This window comes from Nonomuraea helvata (assembly GCF_039535785.1).
Taxonomy (GTDB): Bacteria; Actinomycetota; Actinomycetes; order Streptosporangiales; family Streptosporangiaceae; genus Nonomuraea; species Nonomuraea helvata.
On the sequence record NZ_BAAAXV010000005.1, the window covers coordinates 220,751 to 237,630 of the forward strand.

Sequence of the window (16,880 nt, forward strand, 5' to 3'; positions counted from 1 at the left end):
GCAGGCGGCGCTTGGGGGTCGTCACGGTCTCTCCTTTCGCTGGGCTCAGGGGATCTTACTAACGCGAAGCACCCGCCCTACGCTTCGTCCAGACATCGAACGCGACGGCCGCCAGGAGCACGGCGCCCTTGACGAGCATGACCCGCTCGCTCGGGGAGCCGATCAGGGACATGCCGTTGTTGATGACCGCCATGATCAGACCGCCGGTGATCGCGCCGACCACCTTGCCGACACCGCCCTGGACGGCCGCGCCGCCGATGAAGGCCGCCGCGATGGCGTCCAGCTCGAAGCTGTTACCCGCGGTGGGACCCGCCTGGTTGAGCCGGCCGGCGAAGATGATGCCGGCGATGGCCGACAGCACGCCCATGTTCACGAAGATCCAGAAGACCACCGACTTGACCTTCACGCCGGACATGACGGCCGCCTGGAGGTTGCCGCCGATGGCGTAGATCTGCCGGCCGAAGACCGTGCGGTTGGCCATCAGCGAGTACGCCAGCACCAGGATGGCGAGCAGCACCAGCACCCACGGGAGGTTCTTGAAGCGGGCGAGCTGCACGACCAGGAAGAGGATCAGCGCGGCCCCGGCCGCCAGCTTCAGCACGAACAGCGCCATCGGCTCGACCGCCTGGCCGTAGCCGCGGCGGGCGTTGCGGGTGCGCCACTGGCTGGCTGCCATGCCGGCGATGGCCACGATGCCGATCAGCAGGCTGAACAGGTCGGCGCCGCCGAGCGGGCCGAGACCGATGTTGCCGAGGTAGCCGTTGGTGAAGCCGTTGGCCAGCGTGCGGACCTGGTCGGGGAACGGGCCGATGCCCTGGTTGCCCAGCACGGTCAGGGTCAGCGCCCGGAACAGCAGCATGCCCGCCAGCGTCACGATGAACGCCGGGATGCCGAAGTACGCGATCCAGTACCCCTGCCAGGCCCCGATCACCGCCCCGGCGACCACCGTGACCAGCAGGGCCAGCGGCCACGGCCAGTGCATGTTCACCATGAGCACCGCGGCCAGCGCTCCCGTGACCGCCACCACCGAGCCGACCGACAGGTCGATGTGCCCGGCGATGATGATCAGGATCATCCCGATCGCGAGGATCAGGACGTAGGAGTTCTGGACGATGATGTTGGAGATGTTCTGCGGCTCCAGCATCGCGCCGTCGGTCAGCACCGTGAACAGCGCGATGATCAGCGCGAAGGCGATGTAGATGCCGCTGGATCGCAGGTTGAGCGACAGACCGCCGAGCGACACCCTGCCCGGCTGCCGTGGCGCTCCCCCGTCGCCCTGGGCCCCAACCTCTATGTTGGTGGGCGTGATGCTACTCATTATTTCTGTCCCTTGGTCATCAAGTACATGAGGTTTTCCTGGGTGGCCTCCTGGCGCGGCACCTCACCGGTGATGCGGCCCTCGGAAAGGGTGTAGATGCGGTCGCACAGGCCGAGCAGCTCGGGCAGCTCAGAGGAGATCACGAGCACGGCCTTACCCTGGTCGGCCAGGCGGTTGATGATCGTGTAGATCTCGTACTTCGCCCCGACGTCGATGCCTCTGGTGGGCTCGTCGAGGATGAGCACGTCAGGCTCGGTCAGGATCCACTTGGAGAGCACGACCTTCTGCTGGTTGCCGCCGCTCAGCTTGCCGACGACGCTGTTGACGCTGGGCGCCTTGATGTTCATGCTCTTGTGGAACTGCTCCGCGACCTTGTACTCCTCGTTCTCGTTGACCCAGCCGTTCTTGGACAGTCCGGCGAGGCCGGCCGCCGAGATGTTGCGCTTGATGTCCTCGATGAGGTTGAGGCCGTACCTCTTGCGGTCCTCGGTGGCGTAGGCGATGCCGTGCTGGATCGCGTCCTGCACGTTGCGGATCTCGATCGGCTTGCCATCTTTGAAGATCTTGCCCGAGATGTGCACCCCGTACGTGCGGCCGAACAGGCTCATCGCCAGCTCGGTGCGCCCGGCGCCCATCAGGCCCGCGAGGCCGACGATCTCGCCGCGGCGCAGCGAGAGCGCGGCGCCGTCGACCACCTTCCTGCCGGGCTGGCTGGGGCTGTAGACCGTCCAGTCCTCGATGCGCAGCGCCTCGTCGCCGATCGTCGGCTCGTGCGGCGGGAAGCGGTTGTCCAGCGCGCGGCCGACCATGCCGGAGATGATGCGGTCCTCGGTGACGTTGTCGGTCGCCATGTTGAGCGTCTCGATCGTCTGCCCGTCGCGGATGATCGTGACGGAGTCGGCGATCGCGGTGACCTCGTTCAGCTTGTGGGAGATGATCACGCAGGTGATGCCCTCGTCCCGCAGTCCCCGCAGCAGGTCGAGCAGGTGGGCCGAGTCGTCGTCGTTGAGCGCGGCGGTCGGCTCGTCGAGGATGAGCAGCCGCACCTCCTTCGACAGCGCCTTGGCGATCTCGACGAGCTGCTGCTTGCCCACGCCGATGTCGGCGATCGGCGTCGTCGGGTTCTCGCGCAGGCCGACCCGCTTCATCAGCTCGCCGGCCTCGTAGTTGGTGCGGTTCCAGTCGATGAAGCCACGCTTGGCGCGCTCGTTGCCGAGGAAGATGTTCTCCGCGATCGACAGCTGCGGGCTGAGCGCAAGCTCCTGGTGGATGATGACGATCCCGGCGTGCTCGCTGTCGCGGATGCCGCCGAACTCGACCGTCCTGCCCTCGAAGGTGATCTCGCCCTCGTACTCGCCGTGCGGGTAGACCCCGGAGAGCACCTTCATCAGCGTCGACTTGCCGGCGCCGTTCTCTCCGCAGATGGCGTGGATCTCGCCCCGCCGGACGGACAGGTTGACGTTCTCCAGCGCCTTGACACCGGGGAAGGTCTTGGTGATGCCGCTCATCCGCAAGATGTGCTCGGTCATATTTCCCTCGCTCAGAGAGGAAGCCCCGGGGACTGGTGGGGTCCCCGGGGCTCGGCCCTTACTTGAGCTGGTCCTCGGTGTAGTAGTTGCTGCCGATGATGATTTCCTTGTAGTTGCTCTTGTCCACGATCACCGGGTCGAGCAGGTACGACGGGACGACCTTGTTGCCGTTGTCGTAGTCCTTCTCGTTGTTGACCTCGGGCTTCTGGCCCTTGAGCACGGAGTCGGCCATCTTCACGGTCTGCTCGGCGAGCTTGCGGGTGTCCTTGAAGATGGTGGAGTACTGCTCGTCAGCGATGATCGACTTCACCGACTGGAGCTCGGCGTCCTGGCCGGTCACGATCGGGTACGGCTTGCCGTAGCCGGAGCTCTTCAGCGCCGAGAGGATGCCGATGGACAGGCCGTCGTACGGGGAGAGCACGCCGTCGACCTTCTTGCCGCCGGTGTAGGTCTTGGTGAGGATGTCCTCCATGCGCTTCTGCGCCGTGGCGGGGTCCCACCGCAGGATGGCGGCCTGCTTGAAGTCGGTCTGGCCGCTCGCGACCTTGAGGGTGCCGTCGTCGATCTTCGGCTTGAGCACCGACATGGCGCCGTTCCAGAAGAACGTGGCGTTGTTGTCGTCGGGCGAGCCGGCGAACAACTCGACGTTGAACGGGCCCTTCTTGCCGTCCTCGACGCCGAGGCCCTTGAGCAGCGAGGTCGCCTGCTGCACGCCGACCTTGAAGTTGTCGAACGTGGCGTAGTAGTCGACGTTCGGGCTGTTGCGGATCAGGCGGTCATAGGCGATGACCGGGATCTTGTTGTCGGCGGCCTGCTGCAGCTGCGAGGTGATGGCGGTGCCGTCGATCGAGGCGATGATGAGGAGCTTGGCGCCCTTGGTGATCTGGTTCTCGATCTGGTTGGCCTGCGTCGGGATGTCGTTCTCCGCATACTGCAGGTCGACCTTGTAGCCCAGCTTCTCCAGCTGCTGCTTCACGTTGTCGCCGTCGTGGATCCAGCGCTCCGACGACTTCGTCGGCATGGTGACGCCGATCATGGCGCCCGCGTTACCGGCGGCGGCCGAGGAGGAGGCCTTCGCGTCGACGGTCTTGGTGCTCGAGCCGCAGGCCGTCATCGTCGCGGCGAGCGCGATGACGGACACCACGCCCCCGATTCGTCCCAACCTCATGTCATCTCCTTGCGATGGGGGTCGCGGCAGCGCTGGACGCGGCAGCTGCCGGTAGAGCGAGATTCGATCACAGAGCGTGACGAATCAGAATAAGATTCTCATTCGCTATCCGCCGATTGTTATCGCTAACAACGCTCGTGTCAACGGGCGCGCATAACCTACCGGAAACTTTCGGGTAACTTTCACCGCAGGTCAGCGCCGGGATCGGGCGGAGAACAGGCGCTGCAGCAAGATGAAGACGAAAAGCAACATTCCGATGAAGATCTTGGTCCACCATGACGACAGAGTGCCCTCGAAACTGATGATCGTCTGGATCAGGCCGAGCACGAGCACCCCGAGCACGGTGCCGAGCAGGAAGCCGCTGCCGCCGGTGAGCAGCGTACCGCCGATGACGACCGCCGCGATGGCGTCCAGCTCCATGCCCACGGCGTGCAGCCCGTAACCGGAGAGCATGTAGAACGACAGCAGCACGCCACCGAGCGCCGAGCAGAACCCGCTGATCGTGTAGACCGCGATCTTCGTCCGTCCCACGGGCAGCCCCATCAGCAGCGCCGACTGCTCGCTCCCGCCGGTGGCGTAAACCGCGCGGCCGAGCCGCGTGTAGTGCAGCACGTACGCCGCCACCAGCACGACCACCACGGCGACGATCACGCTCGGTGAGATCCACATGTCGGCGAACAGATCGATCCGCGCCTGCGCGAACGCCGTGAACGTGGGGTCCTCGATCGGGATCGAGTCCGTGCCGATCGTGTAACACAGCCCCCTGGCCAGGAACATGCCCGCCAGCGTCACGATGAACGGCTGGATGTCGAAGGCGTGCACGATGTACCCCATGACCAGCCCCAGCCCTGCCCCGATGACCAGCACCAGCGGGATCACCAGGTACGGCGGCCACCCCGGCCCCTTCATGAGGCTGGCCGAGATCATCGTGGACAGCGCCACCACCGACCCCACCGACAGGTCGATGCCGCCGGTCAGGATCACGAACGTCATCCCGACCGCCACCACCAGCAGGAAGGCGTTGTCGATGAAGACGTTGAGTATCACCTGGCCGCTGGCGAACCCCTCGTAGCGGATCCCTCCGACCACGAACATGGCCAGGAACAGGCACCCGGTCACCAGGACCGGCAGGTACTTGGCGGGCACGCTCGCCCGCCCCATCGTCAGCGTGGTCATGCGGTGATCCGCACTTTCTCCTCGGCCGCAGGACTGGAAGGCGCCGCCCGCCCGCGTCTGCGGAAGACCTTCTCGCGGAAGGACGGGGACTGGATGAGGCAGACCGCCGTCACGACCAGTGCCTTGAACAGCAGCGTGGTCTCCGGCGGAACGCCGATCGAGTAGATCGTGGTGGTCAGCGTCTGGATGATCAGCGCGCCCAGCACGGTACCGCCGAGCGAGAACCGGCCGCCGGACAGCGACGTGCCGCCGATCACGACGGCCAGGATGGCGTCCAGCTCGATCCACAGGCCGGCGTTGTTGCCGTCGGCGCTGGAGACGTTCGAGCTGATCATCAGTCCGGCCACGCCCGCGCACAGGGCGGCGAAGGCGTACACCATGATGATGATCCCGCGCGCCCTGATGCCCGCCAGCCTGCTCGCCTCGGCGTTGCCGCCGACCGACTCGATCAGCATGCCGAGCGCCAGCCGCCGGGTGAGGAACGCGGTGATCGCCAGCACGGCGATCACGATGAGGATGCCGAACGGGACGGTCAGCCAGTAGCCACCGCCGATCAGCTTGTACGCCGGGCTGTTGACGGTGATGATCTGCCCGTCGGTGATGAGCTGGGCCAGGCCGCGCCCGCCCACCATGAGGATGAGCGTGGCGATGATCGGCTGAATCCCGACAGTCGCGACCAGGAACCCGTTCCAGGCCCCGAGCACCAGGCAGAGCCCGAGGGCCGCCGCCACGGCGGTGAACACGCTCGCGTCCTGGCTGATCTGCAGGCACGCCAGCGCTCCCGAGATCGCGACCACCGAGCCGACCGACAGGTCGATGCCGCCGGTGGCGATGACCAGCGTCATGCCGAGCGAGACCAGGATCAGCGGCGCGCCGAACCTGAGGATGTCGATCAGGCTGCCGTACAGGTGGCCGTCCCTGACCTGGATCGAGAAGAAGCCATGCGTGAAGAACACGTTCAGGACCAGCAGCAGCGCGAGGACCACCACCGGCCAGAGCAGCCGTCTCATGAGGCCCGGCCTCCGCTTGCGATCGTTTCCATGAGCACGTCCGTCGTCAGGGAGTCGTCGTTGGGCAGCTCGGCCACCAGGCGCCGGTCGCGCAGCACCTCGACCTTGTGGCTGAGCCGCAGCACCTCCTCCAGCTCGGCGGAGATGAACAGCACCGCCATGCCGCCGTCGGAGAGCTCGGCCACCAGCCGCTGGATCTCGGTCTTGGCCCCCACGTCGATGCCCCGGGTGGGCTCGTCCAGGATGAGCAGCCTGGGCTCCAGGATGAGCCATCTGGCCAGCACGACCTTCTGCTGGTTGCCGCCGCTGAGGTTCCGTACGAGGTGCTCCGGGTTGGGCGGGCTGATCTTCAGTGCCTTGATGTACCCGCCGACCAGCTCGTCCTGCTGCTCGCGCGGCACCGGCCTGGTCCAGCCCCTGGTGGCCTGGAGGGCGAGGATGATGTTCTCGCGCACGGTGAGGTCGGGGATGAGCCCGTCGGCCTTGCGGTTCTCGGAGCAGAACGCGATCTTGTGGTTCATGGCCGCGCGCGGCGTGCGCAACGACACCGGTGACCCGCCGACCGCGATCTCGCCCGTGCCCGCGTGGTCCGCGCCGAACAGCAGCCGCGCGATCTCCGTACGTCCGGAGCCGAGCAGCCCCGCCAGGCCCACGACCTCGCCCTCGTGGATCGTGAGCGTGAACGGCTCGATGGCGCCCGGCCGGCCCAGCTCCCGCGCCTCGACCAGCGGCCGGTCGAAGACCTTGGCCTCGCCGTGCAGCCGCTCCAGCGCGGCCAGCTCCTGGCCGATCATCTTGGCGACCAGTTCGACCTGCGGGAGCTGCCTGGTGAGATATTCGCCGACGAGCCTGCCGTTCCTGAGGATCGTCATGCGGTCCGAGATCTCGTAGATCTGGTCGAGGAAGTGGGAGACGAAGAGGATGGCGATGCCCTCCTCCTTCAGCCTCCTCATCACCCGGAAGAGCTGCTCGACCTCGTCCGCGTCCAGGCTGGAGGTCGGCTCGTCCAGGATCAGCACCCTCGCCTCGATGTCGATCGCCCGCGCGATGGCCACCATCTGCTGGATGGCCAGCGAGTACGCCGACAGCGGCGCGGACACGTCCAGGCTCAGCTCCAGCCGGGCCAGCAGCTCGCCGGCCCTGGCCCGCATCCGCTTCCAGTCGATGCGGCCTGCGCGGCGGGGCTCGCGGCCGATGAAGATGTTCTCGGCCACCGAGAGGTTCGTGCAGAGGTTGACCTCCTGGTAGACCGTGCTGATGCCGGCCTGCTGCGCCTCCAGCGGGCTGCCGAACGCCACGGGCGTGCCGCCCAGCTCGATGGTGCCCGCGTCGGCGGGATGGACGCCGGTGAGCACCTTGATCAGGGTGGACTTGCCCGCGCCGTTCTCTCCCATGAGCGCGTGCACCTCGCCGGGCAGCAGTCTGAGGTCGACGCCGTCCAGGGCTTTCACGCCAGGGAACTGCTTGCCGATCCCGCTCATCGTCAGGACCGGCGCGGGTGTGGCCATTTCGTCCCTTTCCATGTTGTGTCGGGTCCGCCGCGCGCCCCGCACCCCGGCCGATGGAGGTCCCCGAAAGACCCCGGCCGAAGTACGGGGAGCGACACCCCCGACAAGGCGGTCAGTACTGACGGGAGGAGAGCACCTGCTTGGCCTGCTCCTGCGTGAACGTGGTCTCCTGGGTCACCACGCGAGCAGGCACCTGCTCACCCTTGACGACCTTCTTGGCCAGGTCCATGAGCTGCGGGCCGAGCAGCGGCGAGCACTCGACGATGAAGTTGATCTTCCCGTCGGACAGCGCCTGCATGCCGTCCTTGACCGCGTCCACGGTGACGATCTTGATGTCCTTGCCGGGCACCTTGCCCGCGCCCTCGATGGCCTCGATCGCGCCCAGGCCCATGTCGTCGTTGTGCGCGTACAGCACGTCGATGTCGGGGTTGGACTTCAGGAAGGCCTCCATGACCTCCTTGCCCTTGGCCCTGGTGAAGTCGCCGGTCTGCGAGGCGATGACCTTGAACTTCGGGTCGGCCTTGATGACGTCCTGGAACCCGGCCTTGCGGTCGTTGGCCGGCGCCGAGCCCGTCGTGCCCTGCAGCTCGACGATGTTCACCGGGTCCTTGCTGTCCTTGTACTCGTTGACCAGCCACTGGCCGGCCTTCTTGCCCTCCTCCACGAAGTCGGAGCCGAGGAAGGTCTTGTACAGGGAGGTGTCCTTGGAGTCGACGGCGCGGTCGGTCAGGATGACCGGGATCTTCGCGTCCTTTGCCTCCTTGAGCACCGTGTCCCAGCCCGACTCCACCACCGGCGAGAAGGCGATGACGTCCACCTTCTGCTGGATGTAGGAGCGGATGGCCTTGATCTGGTTCTCCTGCTTCTGCTGAGCGTCGGAGAACTTGAGCGTGATGCCCGCGTTCTTGGCCGAGTCCTGCACCGACTTGGTGTTCGCGGTCCGCCACCCGCTCTCCGCACCCACCTGGGAGAAGCCCATGGTGATCGAGCCACCGCCACCGCCACTGCCGCCACCACTGCCGCCGCACGAAGTCACCGTCATCGCGGTGAGCCCGGCGAGCACCAGCGCCGAGATCCTCTTGAACACGTTGGGGGGTTCCTTCCTATGTGAGCGCTAACATGCCGTTTGGCATGGCGGCGCTCCCCTGCCTTCCTGTACGCCCGCACCCCGGCCCGACCGGGCCGCGTGGTGTCGAAGCTGATCACTCCTGGAGTGCGCGCACGACGAGGTGACGGCGATAGCCGCGCCTGCCGATCGCTTCGAGCTCCCGCGTAACGGGGTCGCTCTGCCGACTGTGAACGCTAACAACACGCACGTCAAGGGCTCCCGGCATTACGGTCGGGTTACACGGATCCGGGCTGACAGGGACGGACCCGAGCAACAGGTCCGCCCCTGTTTCTCACTGGACGACGCGGTAGTGGGTGGTCACCCGGCCCTCGTCGTCGAGGACGTGGAAGGCGACCGACGGCGGAAGATCGAAGTCCACGCAGTTGTCGAACGACGTCCCGCCCTCCCACGGCAGCTTCAGCGTGGAGACGACGCCCGGGGCCGCCAGCAGCGGACGCCCGGCGAAGGTCGTGGCGGCGGGCGTGTGGGCGTGGCCGACCAGCACGGCGGGCACGTTCGGGTGCCGCCCGAGCAGCTCGGCCAGCGGCTCGGGCGCGTGCAGCCGGATGTCGTCCACGGGCGGGCTGTGCAGGATGGCGGGCGGGTGGTGGAAGGCCACGAAGACCGGCAGGTCAGCGCCGCCGACCACGCCCTCCAGCCAGGCGATCGTCTCCTCGTCCAGGCGCCCCGCGTCCTCGCCGGGAATCGAGGAGTCGCACATGGCGTAAACGGCCTTGGAGGTGCGGAGCACCTGGTTGATCGGCCCGTCGTCCTCCGGCTGTTGCTCGCCGAGCAGGACGCGCCGGAACTGTCCGCGTACGTCGTGGTTGCCCGGACCGACCAGGACCGGGTGGCGTGAGGTGAGCAGCTTGCGCGCTTCCTCGTACTCCTCCGCGAGCCCGTGGTCGGCGATGTCGCCGGTGACCAGCACGGCGTCGAGGTCGTAGGGAAGCGCGTCGAGGTAGCGCATGACGGAGGCGGCACGGCCGATGCTCTGGGGTGTCGCGCCGATGTGGATGTCGCTCAGGTGAGCGATCACGATCATGTGATGGGGTCCTTCCGGATATGGCCAGCTCACCCACCGTAAGCCGAGATACCGGACCATCCGTAAGATCCGGTTCTGTGCGGAAAAGTTGGGCCGGTTTCGGCGTGGATCTGCATCTGGAGGTCTCCACTGCCGGCGGACGGCGACGCGGGCTGGAGGAGGCGCTGCGGCAGGCGGTCAGGGACGGGCGGCTGCCGCGCGGCGCGCGGCTGCCCTCGACGCGCGCGCTGGCGGCCGAGCTGGGGCTCTCGCGCGGCACGGTGAGCGCGGCGTACGACCAGCTCGTCGCCGAGGGCTACCTGACCGCCCGCCCCGGCTCCGCCACCGAGGTCGCCGGCGTGACCCGGACCGCGCCGCCCCTTCCTGAGCCGTCCGGGCCCTCGCCTGCGCCGCCGCACGATCTGCGGCCCGGTCACCCGGACGTGTCGGCCTTTCCCGCGCGGGCCTGGTTGCGGGCGACCCGGCACGTGCTCGCCACCGCGCCCGCCGAGGTCTTCGGCCCGTGCGACCCGCGCGGCCGGATCGAGCTGCGGGCGGCCCTGGCCGGCTATCTCGGCAGGACACGCGGCGTGATCACGACGCCGGACCTGATCGTGGTGACGACGGGGTTCGTCCAGGCGCTCAACCTGCTCGCCCGCGTGATCGACGGGCCTTTCGCCATGGAGGAGCCGGGGCACGACTTCTACCGCGAGGTGATGCGCCGGGCCGGGCGCGGCACCGTACCGCTGCCCGTGGACGAGCTCGGCGCGCAGGTGGACACGCTCACCCCGGCCACCGCGGCGGCGGTCGTCACGCCCGCTCACCAGTACCCCATCGGCGTCCCCCTGCACCCGTCCCGCCGACGCGCGCTGCGCGAGTGGGGCGGACCGGTGGTCGAGGACGACTATGACGGGGAGTTCCGCTACGACCGGCAGCCGGTCGGCGCCTTCCAGGGCACCGCGCCCGAGCAGGTCGTGTACGTCGGCACCACCTCCGAGTCCCTCTCCCCCGCCCTCCGCCTGGCCTGGATGGCGGTGCCGCCCTCGCTGATCGGCCCGGTGACCGAGGCCAAGCGGTACGCCGACGCCCACACCGAGGTGCTCGGCCAGCTCGTCCTGGCCAGGATGATCGAGACCCACGACTACGAACGCCACATCCGCGCCGCCCGCCTCCGCTACCGCCGCCGCCGCGAACTCCTGCTCGCCCGGCTCGGCCCAGGGCCGGACCAGCCACTCCCCGGCGTCGTCCTGCCCGGGGTGGCCGCGGGGCTACGTGCCCTCCTCCTGCTCCCCGAGACCGGCCCCACGGAGGCGGAGCTCCTCGCCGCCTGCGAGCGGCGAGGCATCGCCCTGCGCGGCGCCTCCCCTCTCTGGCGGGGCGCCGGCCGCGAGGGCCTGCTCATCGGGTACGCCGCCCCGTCGGAACGCGCCTATCCGCACGCCCTCGAAGCCCTGGCACAGGTGCTCGCCGGAACCAGCCGGACGCGCCGGTCGTTGTCAAGATGAGAGAAGGAGGAACATGGGCTGGCACTACCGAAAGACCATCAAAGTAGGACCGTTCCGGATCAACCTATCTCGACATGGCGTGGGCCACAGCGTCGGCAACCGGCGCTTCCGCGTCACCACCTCTCCAGACGGCCGTCGTCACGTCTCGGTACACCTGCCCGGCGGCTTCCACGTCGGCAAGTCGTTCGGCGGCCGGCGCCACCGGCGGTATTAGCGGCGGTCAGGTGCGGTAACGCTCGACGAGCTCGGACCCGATCCTGGCCAGTTGCGCCCGGACGTCGTCAGGCTCCACGACCTCCACCCGCGAGCCCCACCCGGCCAGCTGCTCAGCGATCGTCAACGCCATCGGCGCCGCCACCCGTACTCTGACCCGCTCGTCGTCCTCGGTCCCCACGACCTCGCAGTGGCGTCCGAACTGGGAGCGCAGCACCGGCAGGAACCTCTCGGCGATGAGCACGGTCGCGGAGAGCAGCGAGCGCCGCCGCTCCATCTCGTTCACGACCTTCCCCCACGCCTGCGACAGCTCGAACCCCTCGGGCCGCTCGAAGGTCAGGTCCGTCACGGCAGCGTCGACGATCCGGTCCACGCGGAACGTACGCTGCCCGGCCTCCGTGCCGGCCACCAGGTACCAGACGTCGTCCTTGTCGACCAGGCCCCAGGGGTCGACCAGGCGGTGGGTCTGTTCGCGGGAGCGGCCCTCGTACACGAGCCTGACCTTGCGGCGCCGTACGGTGGCGTTCTGGAGGGCCTCCACCAGCTCTGGACGCTCGCGGTCGCGCTCGCCCCAGCGGGCGGGGTCGACCACCACGGCGTCGGCGGCCGCCTCGGCCTCGGCCCTGAACGTCTGGGGCAGGGCCCGCAGCAGCTTGCGCAGCGCGGACTTGACCTCTGGCGCGGCGGAGGCGGCCGGCCCCGCCATCAGGAAGAGCGCCTGGGCCTCGTTCGCGGTGAGCCCGGAGAGGTCGGTCCTCGCGCCGCCCAGCAGCGACCAGCCGCCCCCGCGCCCGGCCTGCGGATAGACGGGGATGCCCGCCGCGGACAGCGCTTCGAGGTCGCGCCGCGCGGTGGCCACGGACACCTCCAGCTCCACGGCCAGCTCGGCCGCGGTCACCCGGCCGCGGGCCTGCATGAGCAGCAGGGCGGCGACAAGTCGATCGGCTCGCATGGTCGGAAATTCTCCCCTGAAAAGTGCTCATTCGGTGAGCACTTTGTCCGGAAGGATTGTGTTCATCACCGGAAAGAAGGGACCAGACACATGCTCCGCGGACTCGCCACCCTCAACTTCTACGCAGCCGACCTCGAGGCGGCCAAGGCCTGGTACACCGAGCTGCTCGGGCTGGAGCCGTACTACCAGGTCCCCGGCTACATCGAGTGGCGCGTCGGCGACTACCAGCACGAGCTGGGCATCATCGACAGCCGCTATGCCCCGGCTGGGGATACGGACCGGCCCGGACGCACGATCATGCACTGGCACGTGGACGACCTCGAGGCCACCCTCGAGCGCCTGCTCACCATGGGCGCCAAGAAGCACCGGCCGATCACGAAGCACGGCGAGGGGTTCGTCACCGCGTCCGTGATCGATCCGTTCGGCAACGTCCTCGGCATCATGTACAACCAGCATTACCTGGACGTGCTCGGGAAGTGACGTGTCCCGGTCCGCCTCAGGAGCCGTGCACCGGCAGCCCGAAGGCGGACAGCCCCTGCTCGTGATGCTCGATCAGGCCCATGCGCCGGTAGAAGGCGTGGTTGGCGACCCCTTCAGGGGTGGATTCGTGGTCGGTGGTCAGCATGAAGTACCGGCAGTGCGCGTACCGCTCGACCAGGTGCTCCATCAGCCGCCGCCCGATCCCCCGGCCGTGGTACCTCTCGTTGACCAGCACTTCCTGCACGTAGCAGATGATCTCGTCATCGGACACCGTGCGCGCCACGCCCAGCAGCCGCCCGGCCTCGTCTCTGGCGGTGATGACGAGGTGCGAGTTCGCCAGGGCACGGCGCACCTTGGCGATGTCCTGCGTCCAGGGCTTCCAGCCCACGGAGTCGTACAGCTCGTACAGCTCGGCCTCGTCGAACGACGTCTCCTGAGAAATGACCACCAATTATGGGCTCTCCTCGAACTAGGGTGATGCGTCCGAGCCTACTGGGCCGTGCTCTTCGAACCCGAGTGTCGCCGTGCTCGTTGCTCGGCCGCGTCGAGTGCGGGCGCCAGCGGTGCGAGTGCGGCGCGGAGCAGGTCGGGCAGCGAGCCGGACGGCACGACGAGCCCGCCGGCCGTGGGGGACGCGGTCCTCGGCTGCACCCATTGGTGGAGCGCGACCCGGATCGCGGCGGCCACGCTCGCCGCGAGCACACGGGGGGCGTGCGGGTCGGTGTCGCCGAGGCGTTGGGCGATCACATCGGCGAGGGAGTGTTCGACCGCGCCGGCGGTGTCGACGAACGCCTCGCGCAGCGCGGGGCGGGTGGTGATCAGCAGCAGCGCGTCGCGATGGCGCTCTCCCGGGTCGGTGTACTGCTCCACGATCGCCTCGACCACGGCGTCGGCGAGGCCGACGGTGGGCCGGGCGGCGACCGCCGCCGCGACCCGTGCTTCTCGTTCGGCGGTGACGGCGGCGACAATGGCCTGTTCGCGGCTGGAGAAGTAGTTGTTGTAGGTCCTCGGCGAGACTCCGGCCGCCTCGGCGATGTCGTCGACGCGCACGTTCTCCGGCCCATGTTCCAGGGCCAGCCGCAGGGCCGCCTCGCGCAGCGCCTCCCTGGTGGCCTGCTTCTTCTGCTCGCGCAGCCCCGTCCGTCGCGTCGTCACCGTCCAAGCATCCCAGCAAATATGCGCACACGCAAACTTGCGTGCACGCACTTTTTTGTCCTACTGTCGGGCCGTCGGAAACCCACAGGAAGGACCACAACCATGCGTGCCAAAGGCATCGCGTACGACACCGGCTTCGTTCGTGACGGCGAGATCTCTCGTGAGCGATTCGATCTCGACGTGGTCCGGCGGGAGCTGGCCATCATCCGTGATGACCTGCACTGCAACGCCGTCCACATCGTCGGCGGCGATCCGGAGCGGCTGGAACTGACTGCCCGCTGCGCCGCCGAGCTCGGGCTGGAGGTCTGGTTCTCGCCCTATCCGCTGGAACTGACGGCCGCGGAGATCCTGTCGCTGTTCGCCGACTGCGCACAGCGGGCGGAGCGGGTCCGGCAGGCGGGAGCCGAGGTCGTGTTCGTCGCCGGTGTCGAGTTGAGCGTCATGAACCAGGGGTTCTTTCCCGGTGACAACCTGGAGGAGCGGCTCGGTCTGCTGTTGAGCCGGCCCGATGGCCGGGCCGAGCGGCTCGCCGAGGTGAGTGCCCGCCTCAACGACTTTCTCGGCGAGGCCGTCACGGCGGTACGCGAGTGCTTCCGGGGGAAGATCACCTATGCCGGCATACCGTTCGAGCGCGTCGACTGGACCCTCTTCGACATCATGTCGGTCGAACTCATCCGGTCTGCCGAGGTGGCCGACCAGTTCCGGGACGGCGTGCGCAACCTCGTCGCGCAGGGAAAGCCGGTCGCGATCACCGGTTTCGGCACGGCCACCTGGCGGGGTGCCGGCGACGTCGCACCGCGCAGCATGGAGATCGTCGAGTACGACAGGACCGGTCGCCCGGTCGGGCTGAACGGGGACTACGTCCGCGACGAAGCCGGCCAGGCCGCCTACCTGCGCGAGTTGCTGGAGATCTTCGAGGCCGAAGGCGTTGACAGCGCCTTCGTGTATCTCTTCGCGCTCGACGGCTTCCCGCACCGCCCCGACGACCCTCGCCGCGACCTCGACCTGGCCAGTCCCGGCATCGTCAAGGTGCTCGAAGACCGCAACGGCGACACGTATCCGGACATGCCATGGGAGCCCAAGGCCGCCTTCACCGCACTGGCCGACTTCTACCGCGGCTGACCAGACGCAAGAACGGCGGCACCCCGAAGGACACCGCCGTTGAGCGAAATAACACCACTTAGGTGGACCTGCTTACCGCTTACTCGAACACGATGTCGCAGGTGGTTGAGCTGCGTCAGGCGATCGAGCCCTTGAAGAGAACTGGCCATGCGTGACCGAATGGGGCGCGACAAACGGCTCCTCGGAAGACCGGCGAACGGCCATGCGCCATCATCCTCTCGACAAGGCTGACCCGCCACTTGCGCTAGCCCGTCGCGCCGTGAGGTCGCATCACGGCGACCACGTCCACCAGCCGTTCCAAGCCGTCGAAGTCCTTGGGGTTCGCCGTGAACAACGGCAGTTCGTTGCTGGCGGCTGTCGCGGCGATCATCAAGCCGGCGGTCCGGCTCCGTGGCTGCCGACCTTGCGCGTACACGACGGCACAAAGCTGACCAAACATCCGGGCCGCCTCGGCGTCATACGGCAGCGGATCACCGAACGCCGCCTCGGCATGCTGAAGCACCGCAATCCTTCCGGCACGCTTGACCGGATCATCGGTGGCGTACGGCCCACGCGACAGCTCGCCGAGCGTGACGGCGGTGATCGTCGACTCCACGGGCAGCTCAGCGGGATCAAAGAGCTTGAAAGCGGCCACGATGTTGGTGTCCAGCACGCCTCGCTCATACCGGATCACAAGCCCGTCCCCTCGAACGGATCACGCAGCTCATCATCGATAGCCGTCTCCAGATCAGCCCGCACCTCATCCCAGTCAACAACCGGGGCGGTGGCGAAGACGGCCTGCGCCTCGGCCGTAGGGACGAAGCGACGACGTTTGATCGGCTTCACCTCGGCAAGCGGCTCACCGTTGATCGTCAAAATGTACCGCTTCCCCTCGCGCAAGCCGCGCGTGACGCTACCGGAGTCGTTGACGAACTGCCGCACGCTCACCTCAGCCGGACGAGACCGCTGAGCATCCATGCCCTAATGGCACCCGCGCCGTACCACGACGTACCACGACAAGGCGAGCTGGCCATAGTGGGTGTTCATCAGCAGCCCACCCCACATCGGGGCGGTTCCGTGAGTGTCATGTAGCACAGATGAAACGCCTTGGGCGAAAGGCCCCACACTGTCGAGCATCGCTGGACAACTACGTCACTCGCGCCAAAAGTTTGCTTGTCCTGCTTTGGCGGTGCCACACGCCCCCGCGCGGGTACAACGCCACATCGTCGCGCCGTAGCAACATCGCTATTTTCGGAGGCTCCTCATGTCCAGCTCGATACTGTGCGTCACCATTGACTGTACCGCCCCGGCCCGGCTGGCCGACTTCTGGTCCCAAGCCCTGGGCTACAAGGCCCGTCGTGATTTACCCAACGGCGCCCATCTCATCGCCGAAGACGAGCAGACCATGCCCTGGCTGGCCTTCACTCCCGTGGCCGAGACCAAGGCCACCAAGAACAGGCTGCATCTCGACCTCCGCCCCGATGACCAGGAAGCCGAAGTCGCCCGCCTCGTCGCGCTCGGCGCCACTCGCGCGGAGGTCGGCCAGAGCGTCGACGCCTCATGGGTCGTCTTGGCCGACCCGGAGGGCAACGAGTTCTGCGTCCTTCCCTCCCGTACCGCCTGAACGGGGTGA

General features: G+C 67.8%; 18 protein-coding genes. 5 read left to right on the forward strand and 13 right to left on the reverse strand.

The features are described 5' to 3' along the window. Positions 1-58: 58 nt before the first annotated feature. The 8 genes from mmsB to ABD830_RS20365 form a co-directional block, all read right to left on the reverse strand. A complete protein-coding gene (gene mmsB, locus ABD830_RS20330; RefSeq protein ID WP_344989436.1) occupies positions 59-1,318 on the reverse strand; it encodes a multiple monosaccharide ABC transporter permease in 1,260 nt (419 codons plus the stop codon). Then, positions 1,318-2,847 carry a multiple monosaccharide ABC transporter ATP-binding protein gene (gene mmsA, locus ABD830_RS20335; protein ID WP_344989439.1) on the reverse strand — a complete coding sequence of 510 codons (1,530 nt, stop codon included), beginning with the start codon at positions 2,845-2,847 and terminating at the stop codon, positions 1,318-1,320. The genes mmsB and mmsA overlap by 1 nt, the downstream gene beginning before the upstream one ends. A gap of 58 nt (positions 2,848-2,905) precedes the next feature. Further along, positions 2,906-4,015: a multiple monosaccharide ABC transporter substrate-binding protein gene (gene chvE, locus ABD830_RS20340; protein ID WP_344989441.1), complete on the reverse strand. Its 1,110-nt coding sequence runs from the start codon at positions 4,013-4,015 to the stop codon at positions 2,906-2,908. A 192-nt stretch (positions 4,016-4,207) separates the two neighbouring features. Next, positions 4,208-5,191, reverse strand: coding sequence for a galactofuranose ABC transporter, permease protein YjfF (gene yjfF, locus ABD830_RS20345; protein ID WP_344989443.1), 984 nt, complete (start codon positions 5,189-5,191; stop codon positions 4,208-4,210). Continuing rightward, a complete protein-coding gene (locus ABD830_RS20350) occupies positions 5,188-6,201 on the reverse strand; it encodes an ABC transporter permease (protein ID WP_344989445.1) in 1,014 nt (337 codons plus the stop codon). Before ABD830_RS20350 ends, yjfF begins: the two co-directional genes overlap by 4 nt. Next, positions 6,198-7,724, reverse strand: a complete 1,527-nt coding sequence (locus ABD830_RS20355) for a sugar ABC transporter ATP-binding protein (RefSeq protein WP_344989447.1) — start codon at positions 7,722-7,724, stop codon at positions 6,198-6,200. The genes ABD830_RS20350 and ABD830_RS20355 overlap by 4 nt, the downstream gene beginning before the upstream one ends. Positions 7,725-7,821: 97 nt before the next feature. Next, positions 7,822-8,796 carry an ABC transporter substrate-binding protein gene (locus ABD830_RS20360; RefSeq protein WP_344989449.1) on the reverse strand — a complete coding sequence of 325 codons (975 nt, stop codon included), beginning with the start codon at positions 8,794-8,796 and terminating at the stop codon, positions 7,822-7,824. A 313-nt stretch (positions 8,797-9,109) separates the two neighbouring features. Next, positions 9,110-9,862 (reverse strand): metallophosphoesterase, encoded by a 753-nt coding sequence (locus tag ABD830_RS20365; protein ID WP_344989451.1) that lies wholly within the window; start codon positions 9,860-9,862, stop codon positions 9,110-9,112. 104 nt (positions 9,863-9,966) lie between these two features. On the opposite strand from ABD830_RS20365, the gene pdxR reads away from it, so the two are divergent. Both pdxR and ABD830_RS20375 read left to right on the forward strand, forming a co-directional pair. Next, positions 9,967-11,346, forward strand: a complete 1,380-nt coding sequence (gene pdxR, locus ABD830_RS20370; RefSeq protein ID WP_344989454.1) for a MocR-like pyridoxine biosynthesis transcription factor PdxR — start codon at positions 9,967-9,969, stop codon at positions 11,344-11,346. 13 nt (positions 11,347-11,359) lie between these two features. Further along, a complete protein-coding gene (locus tag ABD830_RS20375) occupies positions 11,360-11,560 on the forward strand; it encodes a DUF4236 domain-containing protein (RefSeq protein WP_344989457.1) in 201 nt (66 codons plus the stop codon). A 6-nt stretch (positions 11,561-11,566) separates the two neighbouring features. On the opposite strand, the gene ABD830_RS20380 is transcribed toward ABD830_RS20375, so the two are convergent. Beyond that, the gene (locus ABD830_RS20380) at positions 11,567-12,511 is read right to left on the reverse strand and encodes a helix-turn-helix transcriptional regulator (RefSeq protein ID WP_344989460.1); all 945 of its coding nucleotides are present in this window, start codon (positions 12,509-12,511) and stop codon (positions 11,567-11,569) included. A gap of 90 nt (positions 12,512-12,601) precedes the next feature. Here ABD830_RS20380 and ABD830_RS20385 point away from each other — a divergent pair, with 90 nt between their 5' ends. Next, the gene (locus ABD830_RS20385; RefSeq protein ID WP_344989462.1) at positions 12,602-12,991 is read left to right on the forward strand and encodes a VOC family protein; all 390 of its coding nucleotides are present in this window, start codon (positions 12,602-12,604) and stop codon (positions 12,989-12,991) included. Positions 12,992-13,007: 16 nt separating this feature from the next. Here ABD830_RS20385 and ABD830_RS20390 read toward each other — a convergent pair whose 3' ends face one another. Then, positions 13,008-13,439 carry a GNAT family N-acetyltransferase gene (locus ABD830_RS20390; protein ID WP_344992937.1) on the reverse strand — a complete coding sequence of 144 codons (432 nt, stop codon included), beginning with the start codon at positions 13,437-13,439 and terminating at the stop codon, positions 13,008-13,010. 41 nt (positions 13,440-13,480) lie between these two features. Further along, positions 13,481-14,146: a TetR/AcrR family transcriptional regulator gene (locus ABD830_RS20395; protein WP_344989465.1), complete on the reverse strand. Its 666-nt coding sequence runs from the start codon at positions 14,144-14,146 to the stop codon at positions 13,481-13,483. Between the two features lie 102 nt (positions 14,147-14,248). Here ABD830_RS20395 and ABD830_RS20400 point away from each other — a divergent pair, with 102 nt between their 5' ends. Further along, entirely contained in the window at positions 14,249-15,268 is a 1,020-nt protein-coding gene (locus tag ABD830_RS20400) for a glycoside hydrolase family 113 protein (RefSeq protein WP_344989468.1), read from the forward strand. A gap of 244 nt (positions 15,269-15,512) precedes the next feature. Here the strand turns inward: ABD830_RS20400 and ABD830_RS20405 are convergent, their stop codons facing one another. Then, positions 15,513-15,920, reverse strand: a complete 408-nt coding sequence (locus ABD830_RS20405; RefSeq protein WP_344989471.1) for a type II toxin-antitoxin system VapC family toxin — start codon at positions 15,918-15,920, stop codon at positions 15,513-15,515. Positions 15,921-15,937: 17 nt separating this feature from the next. After that, on the reverse strand, positions 15,938-16,189 hold the full coding sequence (locus ABD830_RS20410) for a hypothetical protein (protein WP_344989474.1): 252 nt from the start codon (positions 16,187-16,189) through the stop codon (positions 15,938-15,940). A gap of 322 nt (positions 16,190-16,511) precedes the next feature. On the opposite strand from ABD830_RS20410, the gene ABD830_RS20415 reads away from it, so the two are divergent. Next, a complete protein-coding gene (locus ABD830_RS20415) occupies positions 16,512-16,871 on the forward strand; it encodes a VOC family protein (RefSeq protein ID WP_344989477.1) in 360 nt (119 codons plus the stop codon). The last annotated feature ends 9 nt before the right edge of the window (positions 16,872-16,880 follow it).